Annotated in this window: 18 protein-coding genes; 4 read left to right on the top strand and 14 right to left on the bottom strand. The window is 62.8% G+C overall.

The features are described 5' to 3' along the window. The first annotated feature begins 61 nt into the window (after nt 1–61). Genes AC3WLP_RS03475 through AC3WLP_RS03465 form a run of 3 tightly spaced genes read left to right on the top strand, consistent with a single transcriptional unit; the run spans nt 62 to nt 4,144 of the window. Nucleotides 62–1,603, top strand: a complete 1,542-nt coding sequence (locus AC3WLP_RS03475; RefSeq protein WP_088513317.1) for an MFS transporter — start codon at nt 62–64, stop codon at nt 1,601–1,603. 28 nt (nt 1,604–1,631) lie between these two features. Continuing rightward, a complete protein-coding gene (locus AC3WLP_RS03470; RefSeq protein ID WP_003251732.1) occupies nt 1,632–2,693 on the top strand; it encodes an HlyD family secretion protein in 1,062 nt (353 codons plus the stop codon). Further along, nucleotides 2,690–4,144, top strand: a complete 1,455-nt coding sequence (locus tag AC3WLP_RS03465; protein WP_088513318.1) for an efflux transporter outer membrane subunit — start codon at nt 2,690–2,692, stop codon at nt 4,142–4,144. Before AC3WLP_RS03470 ends, AC3WLP_RS03465 begins: the two co-directional genes overlap by 4 nt. A gap of 249 nt (nt 4,145–4,393) precedes the next feature. On the opposite strand, the gene AC3WLP_RS03460 is transcribed toward AC3WLP_RS03465, so the two are convergent. Together AC3WLP_RS03460 and AC3WLP_RS03455 are read right to left on the bottom strand one after the other, a co-directional pair. Continuing rightward, nucleotides 4,394–5,206 carry an SDR family oxidoreductase gene (locus AC3WLP_RS03460; RefSeq protein WP_088513319.1) on the bottom strand — a complete coding sequence of 271 codons (813 nt, stop codon included), beginning with the start codon at nt 5,204–5,206 and terminating at the stop codon, nt 4,394–4,396. Between the two features lie 121 nt (nt 5,207–5,327). Then, nucleotides 5,328–5,792, bottom strand: coding sequence for a hypothetical protein (locus AC3WLP_RS03455; RefSeq protein WP_004577148.1), 465 nt, complete (start codon nt 5,790–5,792; stop codon nt 5,328–5,330). A 169-nt stretch (nt 5,793–5,961) separates the two neighbouring features. Here AC3WLP_RS03455 and AC3WLP_RS03450 point away from each other — a divergent pair, with 169 nt between their 5' ends. Next, nucleotides 5,962–6,414 carry a hypothetical protein gene (locus AC3WLP_RS03450; RefSeq protein ID WP_088513320.1) on the top strand — a complete coding sequence of 151 codons (453 nt, stop codon included), beginning with the start codon at nt 5,962–5,964 and terminating at the stop codon, nt 6,412–6,414. A 39-nt stretch (nt 6,415–6,453) separates the two neighbouring features. Here AC3WLP_RS03450 and AC3WLP_RS03445 read toward each other — a convergent pair whose 3' ends face one another. From AC3WLP_RS03445 to AC3WLP_RS03390, 12 genes are all read right to left on the bottom strand, one after another. Further along, nucleotides 6,454–7,908, bottom strand: a complete 1,455-nt coding sequence (locus tag AC3WLP_RS03445) for a mannose-1-phosphate guanylyltransferase/mannose-6-phosphate isomerase (RefSeq protein ID WP_003251742.1) — start codon at nt 7,906–7,908, stop codon at nt 6,454–6,456. 35 nt (nt 7,909–7,943) lie between these two features. After that, a complete protein-coding gene (locus AC3WLP_RS03440; protein WP_003251744.1) occupies nt 7,944–8,591 on the bottom strand; it encodes an alginate O-acetyltransferase AlgF in 648 nt (215 codons plus the stop codon). Between the two features lie 20 nt (nt 8,592–8,611). Then, nucleotides 8,612–9,769 carry an alginate O-acetyltransferase gene (locus AC3WLP_RS03435; RefSeq protein ID WP_088513321.1) on the bottom strand — a complete coding sequence of 386 codons (1,158 nt, stop codon included), beginning with the start codon at nt 9,767–9,769 and terminating at the stop codon, nt 8,612–8,614. 11 nt (nt 9,770–9,780) lie between these two features. Next, nucleotides 9,781–11,238: an MBOAT family O-acyltransferase gene (locus tag AC3WLP_RS03430; protein WP_047604385.1), complete on the bottom strand. Its 1,458-nt coding sequence runs from the start codon at nt 11,236–11,238 to the stop codon at nt 9,781–9,783. Between the two features lie 179 nt (nt 11,239–11,417). Then, nucleotides 11,418–12,521, bottom strand: a complete 1,104-nt coding sequence (locus AC3WLP_RS03425) for a mannuronate-specific alginate lyase (protein ID WP_019752510.1) — start codon at nt 12,519–12,521, stop codon at nt 11,418–11,420. 8 nt (nt 12,522–12,529) lie between these two features. Continuing rightward, the gene (locus AC3WLP_RS03420; protein WP_088513322.1) at nt 12,530–13,972 is read right to left on the bottom strand and encodes an alginate O-acetyltransferase; all 1,443 of its coding nucleotides are present in this window, start codon (nt 13,970–13,972) and stop codon (nt 12,530–12,532) included. 13 nt (nt 13,973–13,985) lie between these two features. After that, a complete protein-coding gene (gene algG, locus AC3WLP_RS03415) occupies nt 13,986–15,545 on the bottom strand; it encodes a mannuronan 5-epimerase AlgG (protein ID WP_003251754.1) in 1,560 nt (519 codons plus the stop codon). Nucleotides 15,546–15,567: 22 nt separating this feature from the next. Next, nucleotides 15,568–17,046 (bottom strand): alginate export family protein, encoded by a 1,479-nt coding sequence (locus AC3WLP_RS03410; RefSeq protein ID WP_003251756.1) that lies wholly within the window; start codon nt 17,044–17,046, stop codon nt 15,568–15,570. Beyond that, on the bottom strand, nt 17,043–18,476 hold the full coding sequence (gene algK, locus AC3WLP_RS03405) for an alginate biosynthesis TPR repeat lipoprotein AlgK (RefSeq protein WP_003251758.1): 1,434 nt from the start codon (nt 18,474–18,476) through the stop codon (nt 17,043–17,045). The genes AC3WLP_RS03410 and algK overlap by 4 nt, the downstream gene beginning before the upstream one ends. Before the next feature lie 10 nt (nt 18,477–18,486). Next, nucleotides 18,487–19,653: a PilZ domain-containing protein gene (locus tag AC3WLP_RS03400; RefSeq protein ID WP_088513323.1), complete on the bottom strand. Its 1,167-nt coding sequence runs from the start codon at nt 19,651–19,653 to the stop codon at nt 18,487–18,489. Between the two features lie 37 nt (nt 19,654–19,690). Then, on the bottom strand, nt 19,691–21,172 hold the full coding sequence (locus AC3WLP_RS03395; protein ID WP_003251762.1) for a glycosyltransferase family 2 protein: 1,482 nt from the start codon (nt 21,170–21,172) through the stop codon (nt 19,691–19,693). Between the two features lie 86 nt (nt 21,173–21,258). Beyond that, on the bottom strand, nt 21,259–22,575 hold the full coding sequence (locus AC3WLP_RS03390; RefSeq protein WP_004577139.1) for a nucleotide sugar dehydrogenase: 1,317 nt from the start codon (nt 22,573–22,575) through the stop codon (nt 21,259–21,261). Nucleotides 22,576–23,329: the final 754 nt, after the last annotated feature.

Raw genomic sequence — 23,329 nt, 5'->3', positions numbered from 1 at the left:
TAAGCATTCGACCTTTTTAGACTTGCTCCAGTCGCAAATTTGTTGCCGGAGATGTCTGCCCATGAGTTCCCTGTCCGCCCCGTCTGCCGCCATTGCCGCCGCCCCCGCGCCGGCTGCGCCCGTGCAGGCGGCGTTCGGCCTGCAGGTAGTGGTCGGGTTGTTCGGTGTATTGCTGGCTGTGCTGTGCGCCGGCCTCAACGAGTCGGTAACCAAGATTTCCCTGGCCGATATCCGCGGCGCCCTGGGCATCGGTGCCGACGAAGGTGCCTGGTTGCTGGCGGTGTACAGCGCCGCTTCGGTCTCGGCCATGGCCTTTGCACCGTGGCTGGCGACGACCTTCTCGCTGCGCCGCTTCACCATGAGCGCTATTGGTCTGTTCGCCGTGCTTGGCCTGCTGCAACCGTTCGCCCCCAACCTGCACAGCCTGATGTTGCTGCGTGTACTGCAGGGCTTTGCCGCTGGCGCGTTGCCGCCGATGTTGATGAGCGTGGCCCTGCGCTTTTTGCCGCCAGGTATCAAGGTCTATGGCTTGGCCTGCTACGCCCTGACCGCCACCTTTGGCCCCAACCTCGGCACGCCGCTGGCGGGGCTGTGGACCGAATACGTCGGTTGGCAATGGGCGTTCTGGCAGATCATCCTGCCCTCGCTGCTGGCCATGGTCTGCGTAGGCTGGGGGCTGCCGCAGGACCCGCTGCGCCTGGAGCGTTTCAAACAGTTCGACTGGCGGGGCGTACTGCTGGGCCTGCCCGCCATCAGTTGCACTGTGCTGGGCCTGTCGCTGGGCGACCGCTGGGGTTGGTTCGACTCGCCGCTGATCTGCTGGCTGCTGGGCGGTGGCCTGCTGTTGCTGGTGTTGTTCATGTACAACGAGTGGTCCGAGCCGTTGCCGTTTTTCCAGTTGCGCTTGTTGCAGCGGCGCAACTTGAGTTTCGCCTTGGTGACCCTGGCCGGTGTGCTGATCGTGCTCTCGGGTGTGGGCAGCATCCCGTCGGCCTACCTTGCGCAGATCCAGGGCTACCGCCCAGCGCAGACCAGCCCGTTGATGATGCTGGTGGCCATGCCGCAACTGATCGCCCTGCCGCTGACGGCGGCACTGTGCAACATCCGCGCAGTGGACTGCCGCTGGGTGCTGGGCATTGGCCTGGCGATGCTGGCGGTGTCCTGTGTTGGCAGCAGCCTGCTGACCAGCGAGTGGATCCGTGGCGACTTCTACCCGTTCTACCTGCTGCAGGTGGTCGGCCAACCGATGGCAGTGCTGCCGTTGCTGATGCTGTCCACCAATGGCATGACCCCGCAGGAGGGCCCGTTCGCCTCCAGCTGGTTCAACACCGTCAAGGGCCTGGCCGCCGTCATCGCCGGTGGCCTGCTGGATGTTCTTGGCACCCTGCGCCGGCATTTCCATTCCAATCACCTGGTGGACAGCCTGGGCAACGCCCCGCTGGTCGACGGCAACGCCGCCGGCCTGGCCAAGCGCATTCACGACCAGGCGCAGGTATTGACCTCGGCTGACCTCTATCTGGTGCTGGCCTGTATCGCCGTGGCCCTGATCTGCCTGATTCCTTTCGTGCCTACCCGGGTCTATCCGCCGCGTGCGGTGGCTTGAGCCCTGGATGATTTCGAGAACCATTGAAATGACCAACAACCGCAAAACCCTTTTCATCGGCTCGGTGCTGGCCGTGGCCGTCCTGGCCGGCATCGTCGGCCCCTGGATGTTTGGCAGTGACCACCGCCAGAGTACCAATGACGCCTATGTGACCGCCGACTACACCGTGGTCGCGCCCAAAGTCGCCGGTTTCATCAAGCAAGTGCTGGTGGAAGACAATCAGCAGGTCACGGCTGGCCAGTTGCTGGCGACCATCGACGCCCGTGACTACCAGGCTGCGCTGGATGCTGCGCAGGCGCAGTTGCTGGTAGCCCAGGCACAAAGCGCCGATGCCCGCGCCACGCTTGAACGCCAGGACGCGCTGATTGCCCAGGCCGAAGCGGCAGTGAAGGCGGCCCAGGCTGAAGCGGCGTTCGCCGACCATGAAGTCAACCGCTACAGCCGCCTTGCCGAGCAGGGCGCGGGTACCGTGCAGAACGCCCAGCAGGCGCGCAGCGCGGTCGATCAAGCCCGTGCTCGCCTGGCCAACGCTCAAGCTGCGCGGGTGGCGGCGCGCAAGCAGGTAGACATCCTCACGGCTCAAGTGGCCAGCGCCGATGGCCAGCTCAAGCGTGCCGAAGCAGGCCTGGAAAAGGCCCAGCTCGATCTGTCCTACACCCGCATCACAGCGCCGGTGGACGGTATGGTCGGCGAACGCGCCCTGCGCGTGGGGGCCTACGTCAACCCGGGCGCTCGCCTGCTGTCGGTGGTGCCGTTGCAGCAGGCCTATGTGGTCGGCAACTTCCAGGAAACCCAGCTGACCCACGTACAGCCGGGCCAGCCGGTGCGCATCAGCGTCGACACCTTCTCCGGCGAAACCCTGCAAGGCCATGTGCAAAGCATTGCCCCGGCTACCGGCGTAACCTTCGCCGCAGTCAAGCCAGACAACGCCACCGGCAACTTCACCAAGGTGGTGCAGCGCATTCCGGTCAAGATCGTTCTCGATGATGGCCAGCCACTGCTCACCCGCCTGCGTGTGGGCATGTCGGTCGAAGCCACCATCGACACGCGTGGCGACAAGCTGGACGGCAAAGAGGTAAGCGCGCGATGAAACCGGGATTACGCTTGAGCCCTTTGCTGCTGGCTGTGCTGCTGACCGGTTGCACCCTGGGCCCGGATTTCCTGCGCCCAGATAGCCAGGCCCCGCAGCAGTGGGCGCCGCTGCAAGGCGAGGCGGCGGCCAGCCAGCCGCAGGCCGAACCGCTTGAACTGCGCTGGTGGGAAACGTTCCACGATGCCCGCCTGAGCGCTTTGATCCAGCGCGTTGCCGAACGCAACCTCGACCTGCAGATGGCCAGCGCGCGGCTGCTGCAAAGCCGTGCCCTGCGCAGTACCTTGGCTGCCGACGAAGTACCGTCGGTGGACGTGAACGCCGGTTACAGCCGCGCTCGTAACAGCACCGATGGCTTGAGCGATCCGTCCGGCAAAGCCGGGAAAGAAGCCTTCAACCTTTGGCAGGGCGACCTGGTGGCTGGTTGGGAACTGGACCTGTGGGGCCGTGTGCGGCGTCAGGTCGAGGCTGCCGATGCCACGGTCGAAGTGGCCGAGAATGACCGCCGCGGTGTGCTGTTGGCACTGCTTTCGGAAACCGCCGGCAATTACATCCAGCTGCGTGCCGTGCAGCACACCCTCGATGTGACGCAGGATAACCTCAGGGTCGCCCGGCACAGCCTGAAGCTGTCCCAGGACCGCCAGGCCGAAGGCGTTGCCACACGCCTGGATGTGGCCCAGGCCAGCGCCCAGGTCGCTTCTATCGAAGCGCGCCTGCCAAGTCTGGAAGCGCGGCGTGATGACCTGATCAATGCCCTCAGCCTGCTCGCTGCCGAGCCGCCGCGCAGCCTCCAGGCCGAATTGCTGCCAGGCGGCGAGCTGCCTGCGCCGCAGCAGAAGTTTGCCATCGGCTTGCCGTCCGAACTGGCCGAGCGCCGCCCGGACATCCGCCAGGCCGAGGCCCGCCTGCATGCCGCCACTGCCAGTATTGGCGTGGCCAAGGCGGATTTCTACCCGAGTATCCGCCTGTCGGGCAGTGTCGGCTTCCAGGCGATGCAGCTGTCGGATTTCGGTGGCTGGGATTCGCGCCGGTTCGCCTTCGGTCCACAGATGTCGCTGCCAATTTTCGAGGGCGGCCGGCTCAAGGGCACCTTGGAACTGCGCGAGGCGCAACAGCAGGAAGCCGCGCTGAACTATCGCAAGGTGGTGCTGGGGGCCTGGCATGAAATTGACGATGTGCTACGCCTGTACAACGCCAGTCAGTTGCGCCGTGATCACCTTGCCGAGGCCGTGCGGCAAAACCGTATCGCCCTGGAAACCGCCCAGCGCCAGTATGTGGAAGGGGCGGTGGACTTTCTCAATGTGCTGACGGTGCAAGGCGCGCTGCTGGCCAGCGAGGAGCAATGGATCGACAGCTCGGCGGCGGTGTCGCAGGCGCTGGTGGGGCTTTATAAGGCACTGGGCGGTGGCTGGCAGGCGTTTGACGAGCAGCTGCCGAATGCTCACAGCTAGGGAGGAAGCACAGAGTTTGAAGGGGGGGGCACTGCGCTCCATGGCCTGATTCTTTGCAGGCTGCACCGGCCTCTTCGCGGGTGAACCCGCTCCTACACGGCGGCCTGTGTCCAACCACCGAAATGTGTCCACCACCAATCTGTGTAGGAGCGGGTTTACCCGCGAATACGGTAGCGGCGGCAACGGTGAACGGCGGGTGAAAATTGTCCTGCAGGCCCGGCCCTTTCGCGGGTACAGGCAGGCGATCACTCAGAGTGGGCGCAGCAGGCCAAAGCGCTTGCGCAGCGCCCAGTCCAGCAACCGCCGCGGCAGCAACCGTGCCATCAGCGGCAAGGCTGTACTGCCATTCCCCAAACGTACCACTGCGGGCGCCGGCGACTTGCCGACTGCTGCCAGCACGCCTTGGGCAAATACCGCCGCCGACGTTGGCTTGTCCTGCGATGCCCGCGCCCGCGCCTGCACATGCTCACGCAAAGGCCACCACGCCGAGTCGACCGCCAGCACCTGCTCAGCCTGGCGCTGGGCATTGCTGGCGAACTGCGAGGCAATTGCACCCGGCTGTACTTCCATTACCCGCACACCGAACGGTGCCAGTTCCAAGCGCAAGGCATCGCTCAGGGCATGCACTGCCGCCTTCGAGGCGCAGTACGCGCCGGCGAATGGCGTGACCAGCACGCCCGATACACTGCCGATATTCACCACCAGGCCGCGTGAGCGGCGTAGCAGCGGGAACAGCGCCCGGGTAACGCCGACCACGGCGAAGACGTTGGTTTCGAACTGCTGGCGCAGGGCGTCGACGCCACCATCGAGCAGTGGGCCCATGGCACCGTAACCCGCGTTGTTGATCAGGATATCGAGGGTTTGCAGTTCCTCTGCCAGGCGGGCCAGTGCCTCGCTGTCGTTTACATCCAACTGCCGGGCCGTGTAGCCGGCGGCACTCAGTTGCTCGACATCCTCAGGCTTGCGGGCGGTGGCCCAGACATGGTGGCCCGCATCGCGGAAGGCGTCGGCCAGGGCGCGGCCGATGCCGCTGGAACAACCGGTGATCAGGACGGTGGGCATGGTAGGGGCCTGTTGTCATGGAGGATTGGTTGTTGCCTGTGCCGGCCTCTTCGCGGGTCAACCTGCCCCTACACCCTGCAGGAGCGGGTTGACCCGCAAAGAGGCCGGCATAGGCAACACATCAATTGGCAAATGTACCTTGCAGGTGCTCTGCCCGGAATTCCAGGGTCTGCGGCCGATAGCCGGAACGCAGCGGCGGCAATGGCAGGCAGTCATGCCACTCGGCCCCCGGCTGCAATTCACCTGGCCCTCGGTATCGCGGTGCATTGTAGGTGTTCTCGGCCAGGTTTACGGTATCGCCCGGTGCGTACGCTGCCACGCGCCAGCGCAGTTCGGTCAGCGGCACGTCGTTGCCGTTCTTCATGCGTACCTGCAGGGCACGGTCGGCGGGACAGTGTTCGGGGGCGTAGGTCAGGCGCAGGTCCAGGCGTGCCAATCGACTGCTTTCGCGGCTGTCTTGCCAGACCACGAACAAGGCCACCAGGCCCAGGCCAAACACGGCCGCCAGGGAGATGGGAAGAGCCTTGGCTGGGTAACGCAACAACAACACCAGCCAGGTGAGGATCAGCAGGGCACCGATCAGCATCGCGTAATCGCCTCATTCGCGCGCAGGGATATCTACAGCCTATCTAAAACCCAGCGGTCAGGTAACCGGTGAGCAACTATGCCAGAAGCCAGACCTGGCAATACTGCGAGTAGTGGAAAGGGTACATCCATTCTAGATTCCGCCATGCCTATTCAAAAGGAGCATGGCCATGAGTGACACATCGGTTGAGCAAAAACCTGTGCAAGAAATGAAAAAAACGCCTGCCAAGGGCAACGTTACGGCTGTCATCAGCCTTGCGGGTCAAAAGGAGGATTTCGTTTCCGAGGGCGTGGACTACGGGAGCGCTGAAAAATCAGCGTGGTTGTATGCGTACAAGGGGCAGGCCGAAGATGCGGACGTCTACATTGACTTCGATCTGGAACTACAGGAGGGCGTGCGGGATGTCGTTATCGGGGGTGAGGCGAACCGGGCGCTTGTTCACAAGCGCGGCACAACCTATGGCGGCTATGCGAAATCCGGACGTATCCGGAAACTCGAAATGACTGCCACAAGCATCAGGGCTGAATCCTTCGAATTTGAAGGGGAGGATGATTTGCAGCGACCTTTCAGGGTGGTGGGTGGCCCATTCGACATCTACGTCATAGCCCCAAGCGTTGAATAAGCAGGTTCGCCCCTGGTCAGCCCAGGGGCGAGTCAGCATTTACTGCGCGATAGTCTTCACCGAAACGCCGCGCTCGATGGGTGTGGACGTGCGCCCATACACATCCTCGAAGCGCTCGATGTCATCCTCGCCCAGGTAGCTGCCGGACTGCACTTCGATGATCTCCAGCGGGATCTTGCCCGGGTTGCGCAAACGGTGCACCGAAGCGATGGGGATATAGGTCGACTGGTTTTCGGTCAGCAAGAACACGTTCTCGTCGCAGGTCACCTCGGCGGTACCGGATACCACGATCCAGTGCTCGGCGCGGTGATGGTGCATCTGCAGCGACAGGCTGGCGCCCGGCTTGACGGTGATGTGCTTGACCTGGAAGCGGCCGCCCATGTCCACCGAGTCGTACGAGCCCCACGGGCGATACACTTCCAGGTGGTTCTGGGTTTCCGTGCGGCCCTGTTCGTCGAGGGTCTTGACCATCTGCTTGACGCCCTGGACCTTGTCCTTGTGGGCAATCATCATGGCATCCTTGGTCTCGACCACCACGATGTTCTCCAGGCCGATCACCGACACCAGTTTGCCGTTGCCGTGGATCATGCAGTTGCGGCTGTCTTGAACCACCACGTCGCCCTTGGTGACGTTGCCGTTGTCGTCTTTCTCGTGCACTTCCCACAGCGACGACCAGCAGCCTACATCGCTCCAGCCGGCCGACATCGGCACCACGCAGGCACGCTGGGTTTTCTCCATCACCGCATAGTCAATGGAGTTGTCCGGGCAGCAGGCAAAGGTGGCTTCGTCGATGCTCAGCACATCGCCGTCTTCCTGGCTGCGCTCCAGGGCCAGTACGCAGGTATCGTAGATGTCGCCGTCGTGCTTTTTCAGCTCTTCGAGGAAGCGGCTGGCGCGGAACAGGAACATACCGCTGTTCCAGAAGTAACCACCGGCCTGGACGAACTCGGCCGCGCGTTTTTCGTCGGGCTTCTCGACGAACTGCGCAACCCGCGCCACGCCCTCGGGCAGCAGCGCATCCTGGCTGGAACGGATGTAGCCGTAGCCGGTTTCCGGCTTGGTCGCCGGCACGCCGAACAGCACCATCTCGCCACGCTCGGCGGCCACGGTGGCCAAGGCCAAGGCACGTTGCAGGGCTTTCTGGTCATCGATCACATGATCGGCAGGCAGCACCAGCATAAGCTCGTCGCGGCCTTCGTTGACCAGCTTCATGGCAGCCATGGCCACGGCCGGCGCGGTGTTGCGGCCGAACGGTTCCATCAGGATGCCTTGGGTTTCCAGCTTCAGTGCGGCCAGTTGCTCCTGGACGATGAACTTGTGGTCCTTGTTACAGACCACGATCGGGGTGTCCATGCCCTCGAATACAAGGCGCTCGATGGTTTGCTGGAACAGCGTGTGCTCACCGGTCAGGGCCAGGAACTGTTTGGGGAACTGCTTGCGCGACAGAGGCCACAGACGGGAACCGCTACCACCAGAAAGAATTACCGGGATCATCATGTTTCTCCAATAGTCGTTGAGAGGCAGGGGAATCAGTTGCTAGCCACGGGGCGAGTTACCCACACCGGCGACAAGGCGTTGCCGGAACCCGTTACGTACAGCACTGCGGCTTCGCCGCGCTCCAGGGCGACGGGTTTCACGTCACCCACTTTCTTGTCTCCTTGGTACAGCGCCAGGTTGACCTTGACCGGGTTGATTTCGCGTTCGCCACGGCCGTTGGCGGCCACCGGCTTGACCACTTCGGTCTTGCCGTCGGCGGTTTTCAGGGTCAGTTGCTGGTCGCTCAGGTTCTGCACGCGCACCAGGGCTTTCTGCTTGTTCTTGAACGGTGGTTCTTCGATCAGCTTCGGGCTGCCGCTGTTGCTGTTGACCAGGGTGTAGTACTTGTCCGAGGCCAGCTTGACCGGCACGCTCTTGCCGCCGACTTGGGCGGTGTAGTCGCCGCCTGGCAGGAAGCTGAAATCGCTGCTGGCCTGTGCGCCAACCTGTTTGATCTGGGTGTTGCCGACCGACGCGGCGGCGGGTGCGCTGGTCGCGTTGTACAGGCGTACGAAGGTCGAGCCTTTCGGCGCACTTGGGCCATACAGTGCGGCGTCGGCACCGGCGAAGGCCTGCATCGAAGCAAGGGAAAGGCCGGCCGCGAGGGTGAGGGCTTTGGCAATGGAAGTCTTGGTAGTCATGTGCGTTTCCTCTCTATCAGTCAGTGGTCTGTCCGGGTGGACGACAAGGCCAGGTTTTCTTCGGATTTACGGGAGTTTTTCAGCTGCGCGATCCACTGCGGATCGAAGCTGCTGAGGTCGTTTTTCATTGGCAGATAACGTTCGGGGAACTCCCACACCACCACTTGTGGTGCGGCGTTTTTAAAGGCATCGCTTTGCAGGTACTTGAGCATCGGCAGCAGCGGGCCATGGCCGTCTTCGGCGTAGTTGGCGACGTCACTGCCCAGGGCCTGCTGCAGCGCGCCGAGGAAGTTCCAGTGCGGGTTGGCGCTGTAGCTGGTGCCTACCAGTGCAACCGGGATCTGCTTGTCGGCGAACAACGCGTCGCCGGCGTCACCCTCGGCATCGACCGGCCGGGTGGTGCGTTTCTGCAGGTTGTCCGGGGCCGGCAGCAGGTTGCTGAACAAGGGGTCCAGTGGCAGGAAGTTGGTCAGGTCGCCCTTGTAGGGGGCGGTGTTGCCCGCTTCTGTGATGAAGGCTTGTGGGTCGCCATTGAGCAGGCTCTGGCGGCTGACCGCTTCGGCCAGCGCCTGCGCCGCCACTTCGGCCCCCATAGGCGTCCAGTGGGTGTCAGTACGCAGAAACACCTGGCCGCGGGCCTTGGCCTGCTCCATCGGTGCCATCAGGTCCGGTGCGAACACGTTGGCCTGGCGTGCCTGGGCATGGAACTGGTTGTACAGGTCGTCATGCAGGCTGGCAGGCCGCTCTTTGCCCAGGTACTCGGCGTAGACCCGTGCCTTGGCCGGCACGATCGCCAGCACCAGCTGGCTACCGTGTTGCTGCAGGGTGTCGCGTACGCCACGGATCAGTGCCAGGTTCTCCTGCATCAATTGCTCGGCACCGGCGGTGGGCTTGAACTCCTCGTCGCTGAACAACCACTGGTCGCGGCCCAGTACCACACCAGGGCGGCCTTCGTTGAACAGTTTGAAGTCCATGGCCGCCCACAGGTTGGTGCCCAGGCGCTTGATCGGGAACTCGGCGTCGTAGTGGGTCTCGGCGGCCTTGGCCAGCTTGCCGTTGAGCAGGGTCATCTGCTCGGTGCGCTGGAAACTCTGCAGGCCACCGGTGGACCAGGCGCCCATGCCGACCAGCAGGCCGAGGAACGACAGGGAGTAGGTGATGCGTAATGTCCGGGTCATGGTCATCAACCTCAGAACTGGAAGTAAAGGAACGGCGAGTAGCTTTGCGCCGAAAGCTTGAGGATCGAGGCGACGAACAGCAGCAGGATCAGTGCGCGGGTCATCACCCGGGTCCAGTCCAGGCCGATCGAGCCGTCAGCGTTGACCTGCACCGGGGCCACCTTGGGCGTCGGCCTGGCATTGCGGTAGAAGTCGCGCAGGCCGAAGAACGCCAGGGTGAGGTAGGCGATGACCAGCGTGGCCACCTGCAGACCGGTGAGCTGGGCGCGGTTGAGCTCCGACAGCTGCCAGTCGCCGAAGCTGAACATGGCGCCGTACATACGGGCGGCCACCTGCAGGTTTTCGGCGCGGAAGATCACCCAGCCGACCACCACCAGCAGGAAGGTGAAGGCCCACTTCACCGGGTTGAAGCGCTGCGGGTTGGTGTCGAGGCCCAGCGCGCGCTCGATGGCCAGCCACATGCCGTGCCAGGCGCCCCAGATGATGTAGGTGAAGTTTGCACCGTGCCACAGGCCGCCCAGCAGCATGGTCAGGAACAGGTTGCGGTAGGTATTGAAGGTGCCTTTGCGGTTACCGCCCAAGGTGATGTACAGGTAGTCGCGCAGCCAGGTCGACAGGCTGATATGCCAGCGCCGCCAGAACTCGGTGATCGACTGGCTGATATAGGGCTGCTTGAAGTTTTCCATGAAGCGGAAGCCCATCATCAGGCCCAGGCCGATGGCCATGTCGCTGTAGCCGCTGAAGTCGAAGTACAGCTGTGCGGTGTAGGCCAGGGCGCCGAGCCAGGCATCGCCCGTGGTGGGGTTTTGCAGGGCGAAGCAGTGGTCGGCGACCACGGCCAGGGTGTCGGCGATGAACACTTTCTTGATGAAGCCCTGCATGAAGCGGGTGCAGCCTTCGGAGAACTTGTCCAGTGTGTGGGTGCGGTTGTTGAACTGGTCGACCAGGTCCTTGAAGCGCAGCACGGGGCCTGCGATCAGGTGCGGGAAAATCGCCACGAACGCTGCGAAGTCGATCAGGTTGCGGGTAGCCGGGGTGTCACCGCGGTATACGTCGATGATGTAGCTGATCGACTCGAAGATGTAGAACGAGATACCGATCGGCAGCAGCACGTGGGTCAGAATGAATGGCTCCAGGCCAAACGACGTCATGATCGCGTTCAGGCTGTCGACACCGAAGTTGGCGTACTTGAAGTAGCCGAGGATCGCCAGGTCGACACCCACGCCGAGCAGCAGCCAGCGCTGCGCCGGCTTGGTGCGCACACCGGCGGCACCGACTTTCAGGCCGATCCAGTAGTTCCACAGGGTGACGCCGGCGAACAGTGCCAGGAAGTCCACTCGCCACCAGGCGTAGAAGATGTAGCTGGCGACCAGCAGCAGCAGGTTGCGATAACGTTGCCCGCTCAAGTAGTACAGGCCGAGGAAGATCGGCAAGAACAGGAACAGGAACACGTTGGACGAGAAGACCATCCCGGTTCTCCTAATTTGTTCACAGCATCCAGGGCAAAGCGCCCCCCAAACCCCCCAGTGCAAGACTGGAAGGCAACTTAGATTCCTGTGGGAGCGGGCAAGCCCTTGCCATGCACCGCGGTGGCTTCTTCGCGGGCATGCCCGCTCCCACAGGTTCCGCCCCCGCAATGGGGGTCAATTCATTTCTTGCTCTCTGCACTCGGGTCGTAGACCCGGGTCACATCGCCCCCCAGCCGGAAGCTGTTGAACGGCTGCATGTCGTGCTTGCGCTCAAGCGTGTCGCCGACGCAGTGGTACAGCGCACACCAGGGCTCGAGCCAGGAGTACTTGCTGTCGACCTTGAGGTCGGTCATGTCCTGTTTCTTGCCCGCGCGCGCCTTGAAGTGGCTGGGATCGCGGGCGCCGGCCAGCACGCCTTCACCCAGGCGCTGCAAGGCGAAGTTGTTCTCGGCGCGCAGGTCAACACCATTGGCCTGGGCGAAGCTGGCAATCATCGCCAGCGGCGGCAAGGCGTAGTTGTGATAGGCCAGCGCGCGCTGCTTGCGCTTGATTTCGTTGGGCAGGAAGCCCTGGTCATCCACCTGGTTGGCGCCCACCTTGTATTCCTTCACGGCCCAGTCGAACAGGTCGCGACGGTCGGTGGCGACGGCGGTAGCCATGACTGACCAGGCCGCCCAGTAGCTGTGGTTGTTGATCTTCTCCAGCGGCAGGTCGCTCCAGTCACGCACAGTCTGCTCGGCCAGGCGGCTGAGCCATTTTTCGATCAGGTCGGCCTCGGCCTGGTGTGCCGCCAGCGGTTGCGAGTTGGAGAATTTCAGCCGCAACCATGAACCGCTCATGCTGCCCAGCGCCCATTTGCGCATCGACTTGCCGGTATGGTTGTAGTCGGTGGACAGCAATGCACCGGCGCGTGCCCAGGTACCCAGCCACGTCAGGGTGCAGTCGAGTTGCGCCGGGCGGCCGTCGCGCATGTACTGGCCGACCATCTTGCTCACGCCTTTCTCCAGCGTGGTGATGTCTTCGGTCGACGTGCGGAAGGCTTTTTCCGAGGCTGCGTTGAGCGTTGCCCGTGCCTTGTCCGAGCCTTCGTACTTGCTGCGAAACTGCAGCGGGCCGGTGTATGGCTTGGGCGCCGCTTCGCAGCGGAAGTTACCCTCACCGGTCTTGAGCTTTTCGATCCCCTGGTAGTAACCCTGCGGCGGTACCAGCGCGGCGTGCGCGGCACCGCCAAACAAGGCCAACGCGAGCAGGGCGGGGCTGGAAATTCGCTTGAAAATGGTCATGGGTCGCCTCACTGGCCAGCCTGCGCGGTCTGCGCAGGCACGGCGAAGTTGTTGCGTTTGCAGAGTTTGGCTTCGACCTTCTGGGTGCCGCTTTCCGGCCCCTGTACCTCGAACGCCAGCAGGCTCTGGCTGGCCCAGTCCTCGTCTTCGCGCATCTGGAAGACGAAGCGGCCGTCGGTGTCGGAGGTTTCCGGTTTTTCCAGCTTGATGTCCTCATGGCGGCCGTTGAGGTACCAGAGGGTGGCCTGCAACACCTTCACCGAGGGGTCTTCGAACTTGACGTCCATCTGCAGGTTGCGGTTGATCAAGTCTTTGATCACGCCACCCTTGCCGTTGACCATCAGCTCGTTCTTGCCAGGCTTGAGGGTGGTGCTGGCGCTCATCAGGGCTGGGCGGTCGTCGCAGCCGTCGTCGAGCAGGCCAAGGATTTGCCGCCAGATGGTTTCCTGGTCCAGGCGGTACAGTGGGGAGAATTCCCAGATCAGAATCTTCGGCGGGTTCTTCTGGAATTCCTCGCTGCCCAGGTACTGGATCATCGACCCCTCCAGGCCACCGCCAGGGAAGGCGACGTTGAGCACGTCGGCGCCGATGTATTGCTCGAGGAAGCCCGAGAAGTTGTAGTTCTTGCCGCTGTGGCTGGTGCCGACCAGGGTGATCTGCGCGTTGCCGCCATCGCCGAACAGGTCGTCGCCGCCACCGCTGGAGCCCTTCGGCTCGGTTGCGAACTGGTCCATGTACTGCACGGCGTAGCTGGTGCCACACAGTTGGCCGGCGACGTTGTGCAGGGTGCCGGTCTTGCCCATGCGCCCGGACTTCTTCGTCTCGAATTCCTTGCGCGGGATACCTTCGAAGGCCGGCATCTTGTGCACGGTGTCGGCCACGATCTTCGCCGCGCGCTGTGCACCGTAAGGCGTCCAGTGCTGGTCGCCACGGAAGTAGAAGTCCTTGCCCTGGTCAGCGGCGGCCAGTTGCTCGTTGGTCAGCGGTGACAGGTCGGGCACGTTGTAGCCCATGCTGGCGAAGCGCTTGAGCATGGCCTGGTAGTTGCCCAGGGCCTTCTGGTAGTCGAACGCGGCTTTTTCGGCCGGGTTGAGCATGTTGCGGTTCACCAGGCCACGGGTCGGCTGGTACACCACCACCAGTTCCACACCACGTTTCTTGAACGCGTCGTGCACTTGCTGCAGGCGTTTGTAGCCGGCTGGGGTGGTGTTGAACTCGGTGCGCAGGTCTTCGCGGGTGCGGAACAGCCAGTCGCCCTGGGCCTGCACCAGCGTGGTGAAGTTTTGCTGATAGCGGGTGGTGTAGCGGCTGGCATCGTGCGCTTCAGGGCACAACTGGCAGCAGGGCTCGGCGTTGAAGGTCGGGGCCTTGACGTCTTCGGCGCGCACGCCCTGGCTGATTGCCAGAAGGGCGGCGGACAGGCCCAGCAGTTTCATCAGGTGTGGAGTCATGGTCTGGGCTTCCTTAATCGATCATTTCGGTCTGGCGTTCGACCGGGTCGATCAGCACAGCCTTCTGCTGGCGTACCAGCAGGTCGAGGATTTCGTCCTGGCGCTCACCCAGCACACCATTGAGGCTGATGCCGCTGGCCTTGCGCGGGGCGAGCATGGACACCTTGTACAGCTCGACCGACAGCGGCGAGTCGATCGACAGCGGGCCGGAGCCGTTGGCCGACAGCTCGCCACCCACCACGATCAGCGACACCTTGGTGTCGAACGGGTCGAGGGCGATGTCGCGGTCGGTGTCGGACAGGTCCTTGATGTGGCCGTATACGCCGACCAGGCCGTTGGCCATGGCGACGTTTTCGTACAGGCGGATGTTCACGCTGTTACGCACGCGGATGCCGTGGCGGCGGTTGTTGACCAGCTTGTTGCCCCAGATCAGGTTGTCGCCGCTTTCGTACAGGGTGATGCCGTCGGTGTGGTTGCGGTAGATCTCGTTGTAGGCCACCAGGTTGTTGACGCTGTTACGGTCGATCACCACGCCCGAGAGCTTGTTGTCGTAGCTCTTGTTGTTGATGATCCAGCTGTCGTTGACCTCACGCGAAACGATGATGCCGTGCTTCTTCTTGGTGCCGTACACCGTGTTGCCGGCGATGATCAGGCGATGCGAACGGTCGTGCGGGTCGATGCCGTAGACGATGTTGTCGCGGTAGGTGCTGTCCTTGATCACGAAGTCCTGGGTTTCGTAGCAGTAGAAGCCGTACCACATGTCGCTGAACTCCGAACCGATGATCCAGCCGGTGGGCTCCGGGCGGCCCATGCGCTTGGCCATGTTCGGCGTGTACTGCGAGATGCTCACGCCATACGACTTGGACTTGGCGTAGCCGAAGCTGGCCATCTTCGTATTGACGATATAGGTCTCGGTACCGCCCCACGACAGCAGAAACGGGCGGAATTCCTTGGGCGAGCGGAAGGTCGCCGGGCCGTTGTCCTTTTCCCGCCAGCCGGTCACCTGGGTGTCGGTTACGAACAGCTTGCCGTCATTGACCAGAAAAGCGCCGCCCTCCTGGGACAGGCGCAGCTGTTTGACCTTGCCGTCGATCTCGAGGATGCCCTTTTGCCCGACCACGATCGGCAGGCGTGCCAGGTAAACCCCAGGCTCGACTTCGCTGAAGTACTGTTTGGGTACCTTCTTGCTCAGCTCGGTCAGGTCGACATGGCCGTCATCGACGAAAATCGCCTGCGGGATGCCGTGCTGGCGCTGCACCCACTCGGCGGCCTTGTTGTCGCCGCCAACGAACTCCTTGAGGGTGTCCTCCTGGAACATACGGCGCAGGCTGACCTTGCCCTTGTGGCGGCGGTCGATTTTCTTCTGCACCGCCTCGGCCGTGAAACCGGTGAGGTCGGGCAACTTTGGCGGGTCCATCTGCAGCGGCTCGATCGGTGCGCTGGCCACCGTATAGGTCTTGGCCTGCTGCAGCTCCTTGGCTATCACCTGGGGCTCTGCGGCAGTGGCCAGGCCGCTTGCCAGCAGCAAGGCACTGGCCAACAGGCTGTGACGTAAGTGCGGGTGAAGGTTCATCACGGTCAGTCCCCTACCGGCCTCAGAAGCGCCAGATGACGTCGACGAAGGCGCGGTGCATGTACGAGTCCGCTTCCTTGCCGTAGGCGTCGCCCGGCTTGAATACACCGGCACGCAGGCGCACCAGGGCTGACGGCTCGTCGATGGCCTGGCTCATCGAAGCCGGCAGCAGGCCTTGCTTGAAGTACTTGGTCACGACCACGTCCATTTCCTGGCCGAGGTCTTTTTCGCCATCGACCAGCGGGCGATTCACGCCGTTGTCGTTGACCACCGCGTTGATGCCACTGGAACCGATGTTCTGGTTGCCATCGACCCGCCAGAATTTGTGGTAGATCAGGCTCGCGTCATAGTCGTCACGCAGCTGCCACGAAGCGAACAGGGTGGCGGCCTGCAGGTTGCCCAGCTCGCCGCGGAACGCTTCGCCGAAGCGGTGCACACGCGAGCGGGTGCCGGTGAAGTTGGAGCGGTTGCTCTCCAGGCCGGTCTGCTCGAAGTTGTTCGAACCGTCATCGCCGCCGCCGCCGCTACCGCGGGCGTACGCGGCGCCGACCTGCCATTGCGGGTCCAGACGCAGGCGGATACCGAGGTCGGTTGCCCAGGCGTTGACGTCACCGCTCTGCTTGCCGGTGGCGACCTGGTCGTCACCCACCTGCTGGGTGCTCAGCTTGTCGCGGTCACCGGTCAGCCAGGTGACGCTGCCCCAGTAATTCACGGTGTGGTCGTTGCGCCAGTTGTAGGCGTCGCTGTTGGCCTCCAGGCCCAGCCAGGTAAGGTCGCCAGTGCGGGTCTTGTCCAGCGCGTCGACCGTTTCGCCGGGGTTCTTCAGGCTGCCGCTGTCATGTGTGTGGTGAGCGCGCAGGCCAACCCAGTGGCCAGGGGTCCACTGTGTGGCGACGTTGCCGTAGATGTGGGTGCGGTCCTTGTCTTCCGGCGCCAGTTCGGTGAGATCGGTGCGGTATTCGCTGAAACGCTGGGCGACGCCCAGGTCGGCCTTGAGCAGCGTGGTGTCGAAGGTCCAGTTCAGCGCTTCGATGTTGGTATCGCGCCACATGCCATCGTCGCTGCGCAGGCGCTGGCGACCGAAGCGCAGTTGCTCGCCTGGGTAGGCGGTAAGGCCGCTGTAGCCGACCCAGAACTCGCGCATGGCCAGGTAGCTTTTGTCTGGTTGACGGCTGTCGTCGCCGGTGTCGGTGCTGGTGCCGTCGTCGTTCTGGCGCAAGGTGTCGGTTTCGATGGTGTCGGTCGCAGCGACTGCCTGGCCCATGGCGTAGGCACTCCAGTTACCGCGCTCGCCGTACACCCACGGGCGCAGATCCAGGCCCAGGCCGTTGACGTCGCCGCCAGAGCGGGTGCCCAGGTCACGGTCGTCTTCCGACTGGCCGGTGATTTTCACGTCCAGGCCGAAGTTTTTTTCAGCGGTCATTTCCGCCAGGGTCGGGCAGGACCACAGCAGGGCGAAGCTCAGGCCGATGCCGGCTTTCACGAAGGGATTGAGCGTCATAGCGAGTCCTCACCGTCTACTTCTTTTTCGTCGTCTTGCAGGGCTTCGAGGGCCAGGGTGCTATTCGCGCCCTGCGCCAGGCTGCCGCGTGCACGCTTTTCCTGGTCCAGCAGTTGCTGGGCCTGGTTGCGCTGATCAGGTGTCAGTTGCTGGTCGAGCTGCTGCAGCAGTTCGGCTGATTGCGGCGTCGGGTTGGCCTGCGACAGCTGGGCGAACACCCAGGCGTTGCCCGGTTGCGGGCGGATGCCGTGGCCCTCGCTGAACAGCTGAGCCAAGGCATAGTCGGCGCTGTTCTGCCCGCCACGGGCGGCGGCCAGCAGGTGGTCGACGGCTTTCTGCGGCTCGACATTGCCCAGGTAGCCGCGGCGGTAAAGCTGGCCCAGGTAGTAATGGGCGCTGATCTCACCGGCTTCGGCAGCGGCTTGCAGGTGCTGCTCGGCTTTTTGAGCGTCGGCTGGCAGGGTTTTGCCTTCGTAGTACAGACGGCCCAGCAGCAGTTCGGCGCGTGGCTGTTCAGCTTCGCGGCCTTTGTCGATGTAGGCCATCAACTGGTCGGTGTCGCCCAGTTCGGGGAAGTCGTATACCAGCTGTGCCAGGCTGACCCAGGACGCCGGGTTGGCCGGGGCTACTTGCTCGAGCAGGTCCTTGGCGGTTTTTTCGTCGGTCTGGCCAAGGCTACGGTCGGCCAGCACGCGGGCCACGCTGTCAACACGGGTGGCCGGCACTGCGCCACGGGCGTAGGCGGCCTTCAGCTGGCCGAGCAGGGCGGCTTGCTGGTCGGCCTGGCCGCGTTTCTGGTACACGGTGGCCAGTTCGACGTAGCAGATGTCGGTGCTGTTGAGCGCCGCCTTGCAGATCTTTTCCACTTCGCCCAGGTGCTGGTCATAGGTGCCCTGGGTGCGGTACAGCAGCACCTGGGCCAGGCCCGCTTCCGGGTTGCCGGCGGCGCGCCACTGGTCGATCTGCTGCTGCGCGTTGACCTTGGGGAAGCTCTGCGGGTAGCTGAGGTAGAGCATCGCCAGTGGGATCAAGGTGTTGCTTTCGCCTTGACTGGCCGCTTGCTTGAGCAGGGTTTCTGCTTCTTCGCGCTCGGCCTGGGTGCTGTCCGGCTTGGCCACCAGCAGGCGGCCAAGGCGCGCCTGGGCGCGTGGGGACGTGGCGGCTGCAGCGCGATAGGTGGCTTCGGCTTCCTTGATTTGCGAGGGGTCGCGGGTGGCCACCTTGATGTCCGCAAGGCCGACTTGCGCTTCGCTGTAGCCCAGGTCGGCCAGCGCCTTGTAGTTGCGCTCGGCCAATGCCGTGTCACCGCGCTTCATGGCCTCGTTGGCCAGGCGCTGGTCGGGCAGGCCGGCACAGCCGGCCAGGGTGATGGCGGCGGCCAGTGCACACAATCCCAGGTTCACGCGGACCTTGTAGGTATCAGAGATCATTGTCCGTCCCTCACAGGCCACGGGCCACGGCTTTGTCGATCAGCCAGTTCAGCGAGGGGCCACGGTCGCTGTTGACCGAGGCCGGGCGGCCGGCCAGTTCGGCGGGCAGGCCGCTGTCTGGCTTGATCTGCACGCGGATGTCGGAGGACAGGTCTTCGCTGTTGAGGCTGGCGCTGCTGACGATCTGACCGGTGCGCACTTCGTCTTCGCCGGCCACCTGGAAATTGACCCGGGTACCTGGCTTGACCTCGTCGAACTGGCGGTAGCTGAAGCGCGCCTCGACCATCGGGTTGGTGGTGCGTGGGATCAGCTGAAAGATCGGCTGGCCCTTGGCGGCGTACTGGCCGTCGTCCACCAACTGGCGCGCGACCACGCAATCGCAGGGGCTGGTGAGGGTGCCGGACAGTTGCTTGCCGAACAGCTCCTCGATCTTCGCCGGCTCCAGCTGTGCGTCTTCAAGGTTGCCCTTGAGCATGTCCAGCATGCTGGTGGTGAAGCTGGCCAGTGGCGCGCCCTTGGCGATCTGCCCACCGCTTTCGACCAGGCTGCTCACGGTACCGTCGCGCGGCATGGTGACGTTGGTGGTCGGCACTGCGACCACACCGGCTTCGGCATGGCTGACGAAATACATGCCATACAACGATTTGGCGACGAAGCCGAAGGCCGCAACGCCGACCACGAACACGCCCAGTGTGACGGTGACTGCCTTGAAACGGCCGAAGGCGCTCAGGCCCGACCCGCCGTCCTTCTGCTTGCGCGCCTTGGTGAAGTTGTCGCGCTGCAGGGTGCTGAGTACGTCGCCGATGCTGATCAGCTCACCCGACAGGTGGCTGGTGATGATGTGCCGCAACGTGGCGATGTCGCGAGGTTCAAGGTTCTGGAACTGCGCACCGATACGGCCATTGTCCGGGTTGTACGAGCGCACCTGGAACTCGATGTCCATCGACAGGCCCAGGTTGTCGACCACGAACTGCAGGCGCCCGCGCAGCACATCGCCCACCGACTGCGGTTGCTTGGTGTGGAAGCTCAGGCCGCCGGCAGAAAGGTCTTCGACCTTGACTTCGTGGACCTGGCGCTGGGCGTCCAGGAACCGCAGCTTGGCGGGAATGCGTACCCGGGCGTGTTGGCGCTGGGCTTCGGACTCATGCACGACATTGACGTTCACGGCGGTATTCATGGTGGTTTGTTCCTGTTAGATCCGATCCGGGTTGGGCTCACACGACCATGAACAGCACAGCAACGAAGATGCTGGCAGCCGAGAAGGTCATGGTCCGCGAGGACCAGGTGTTGAACCATTGTTGAAAGCTGGCGAGGTCACGCTTGAGGGCAGTGGGCTGACGCGTCCACGACTGCTTGTCGAGGCGGAAGAACACGTAGATCTTCATCAGCGCGCCGATGATCTGGTTGTAATAGAGAATCAGCGGGTAGGCTGGGCCTACGTTGTGGCCTGAGCACAGCAGCATGATGGTGAGGATCAGGCGCGTGATGCCGATCCACAGCAGGTACACCAGCAAGAAGGCCATGCCGAACTTGAGGCTGGCGATCACCGCCACGGTCAGGCCCAGCAGGCTGGTCCACATCGACACGCGCTGGTCGAACAACACGATGCTGGTGAACAGCCCCAGGCGGCGCAGGCCAAGGCCCAGTGCCCGTGAGTTCTGCCGCAGGTTGTTGCCGTACCAGCGGTACATCAGCTTGCGGCTGGCCTTGAGGAAGCTTTTTTCCGGCGGATGCTCGACCGTGTTGATGGCGGCGTCCGGCACGTAGAAGGTGTCGTAGCCCAGGCGCATCAGGCTGAACCAGCTGGACTTGTCGTCCCCGGTAAGGAACTTGAAGCGGCCCAGGCGCCAGTGCATCAGCGAGTCGCTTTCGACGTCGGCGATGAACTCGGGGTTGGTCACCACACTGGCGCGGAACATCGACATGCGCCCGGTCATGGTAAGCACGCGCTTGGACAGGGCCATCGAGCACATGTTGATGTGGCGCTGGGCGAAGCGCAGCTTGTGCCACTCGCTCATGATGTAGCCGCCACGCACTTCGCAGAATTCATTGGTGGTCAGGCCGCCCACATTGGGGAACAGCTTGAACCACGGCACGGTCTTGCGTACCACGCCGTCGGCCAGCACGGTGTCACCGTCGATTACCGCCACCACGGCGTTCTCGTCCGGCAGCATGCGCGAGATGGCGCGGAAGCCGTAGGCCAGGCCATCGCGCTTGCCGGTACCGGCGATACGCACGATGTCCAGCTTCACGTGGGCCGGCGGGTTGTACTTGGCCCACAGGCTCTTCACCAGCAGTTCATCGGACATTTCCACCAGCGAGCAGACCACGGTGGTGGGGAAGCCGCAGTTGATCGCCTCGCGGATCACCGAGCTGTACACCTGGGCGGTGGTCAGCGCTTCGATACGGAAGCTGGTGACCATCAGGTAGACATGCGACGGGTCGGTGGCGTTACCCATTTTCTGCACCTTGCGGCGCAGATACGGGTACACGCCGTAGAGGAAGATCATGCCGCGGATGAAATGGGTGGCGCCCATGGAGTAGCGCCAGATGCCGACTGCGCCGACCAGGAAGATGAAGTGCTTCGACTGCGAGTCGAAGATATCAGCTGGCAGGGCCAGGGCGATCAGCATGAGCAGGCTCATGTAGAGCAGCCACCCGGCGCACTGCAACAGCACTGTCTGGAGCCTTTGCATGTTCAGCATCCGTCGAGAATTCGGGAAAGGGTGGGCAGCGAGGAGGCGGCTCTTGTCGAGTGCCTCATCGCTGCCCGGCCGGGCACTTACCAGCAGATGCCTTCGGTACGGGCGGTAGTGCTGGTCGGTTTGTTCATGAAGCCGACCAGGTCGATCACCTGCTTGCCGGCTGGCGCTTGCAGGGCCAGCGCACGGAACTGCTCGTCACGGTTGCCGAGGACGATGATGTCGGCGTTGTCGATCACCTGCTGCAAGTTGGCGTTGAGCAGCGACGACACGTGTGGGATCTTCGACTCGATGTAGTCCTTGTTGGCGCCGTGAACACGGGCGTACTGGACGTTCTCGTCGTAGATGTCCAGCTGGTAGCCCTTGCCGATCAGGCGCTCGGCCAGTTCCACCAGCGGGCTTTCGCGCAGGTCGTCGGTGCCGGCCTTGAAGCTCAGGCCCAGCAGGGCGACCTTGCGCTTGTCGTGGGCTTCGATCAGCTCGAAGGCGTTCTGCACCTGCGATTCGTTGCTACGCATCAGCGAGTCGAGCAGCGGTGCCCGCACGTCGAGGCTGGCGGCGCGGTAGGTGAGGGCGCGTACGTCCTTGGGCAGGCAAGAGCCGCCGAAGGCAAAGCCTGGGCGCATGTAGTACTGGGACAGGTTGAGGACCTTGTCCTGGCAGACCACGTCCATCACTTCGCGGCCATCGACGCCCACGGCCTTGGCGATGTTGCCGATTTCGTTGGCGAAGGTGACCTTGGTGGCGTGCCATACGTTGCAGGTGTACTTGATCATCTCGGCCACTTCGATCGGCTTGCGGATGACCGGGGCGTCGAGTTCTTCGTACAGGGCCTGGAGGATGTCACCGCTGGCGCTGTCCAGTTCGCCGATGACCGTCATCGGGGGCTGGTCGTAGTCCTTGATGGCGGTGCTTTCACGCAGGAATTCCGGGTTGACCGCCACACCGAAGTCGACGCCGGCCTTCTTGCCCGAGCAGTCTTCGAGGATCGGGATGACCACGTTCTTGACGGTGCCAGGCAGCACGGTGCTGCGCACCACGATGGTGTGACGGCGGGTGGTGTCACGCAGCACGTAGCCGATTTCGCGGCACACGGACTCGATGTACTCCAGGCCCAGGTCGCCGTTTTTCTTGCTGGGGGTGCCCACGCAGATCATCGACACATCGCTGGCACGGATGGCTTCGGCGAAGTCGGTAGTGCCGCGCAGGCGGCCATTGGCGATGCCCTGTTGCAGCAGTGCTTCCAGGCCAGGTTCGACGATGGGCGACTTGCCCTGGTTGATCAGGTCGATCTTGGTGCTGGACACGTCCACACCGATCACTTCATGGCCACGCGCCGTCAGGCAGCCTGCACAGACTGCACCCACATAACCCAAACCAAAGATGCTGATACGCATCGCTATCACCTCATGTGTTTATCACGCCGACGCCTCCGCAGAGAGCCGGGCTGGGTTGATTAACAACAGTTTTCGGGCGCACGGATCCATGGCGAATGCACACTTCGCCGAGCGCAGGCAAAATAAATCCGGAACGCAAAAAGTTATGCGCTCAAAGTTGGCACTCAATAGCCATTCATTAAAAAACGTGCCCTGAAATGCAGCCGTCTTTATTGCAATGCGCTACTTGGCGCGTTGCTGTGCTTGTTTTTTCAAGTGAATAAATCCTTTGAAATCAACCACTAGGACGATTTGTAAGGGACGCGTCTCTCCTGCATGGACAAGGTCTTCGGGGGGGTCCGTGATACCTGTCGAATTTCTTATGGCGGGCAGTGGATACCCGCCGTTGTCATCTGTAAGTCATCTCTCACAGCCCGTAGGCAGGACAATCGTTACGGCACTATGAGCGATTGGCTTTGGCAGAAGTTCCTGAGCCGGTTTCGCCCGAATGAAAGATTTCTAAATATTTATTCAGTTGTGGACAGTTTCAAATTGATAGCACGCGGGTGTTTCGCCCCCGTGTATCAAGGGCGTAACTGTTGCGAGATATTTTTATGCCAGCATCTGAAAAATTTTTTCAGAATTCGTCAAAAAAGGTATGAACGGTCTTATGTCGTTTGGCGATAAAGGTGGGTGTGCTGGATTTTTGGCGTCAGATTAATGGCGTTATGGCGGTTTGCAGCGTGCCCTGTTGCAGGGCAGAGAGGGGGGCAGA

Source organism: Pseudomonas sp. FW305-E2 (genome assembly GCF_058782925.1).
This window is presented reverse-complemented; position numbering and strand designations above follow the sequence as displayed.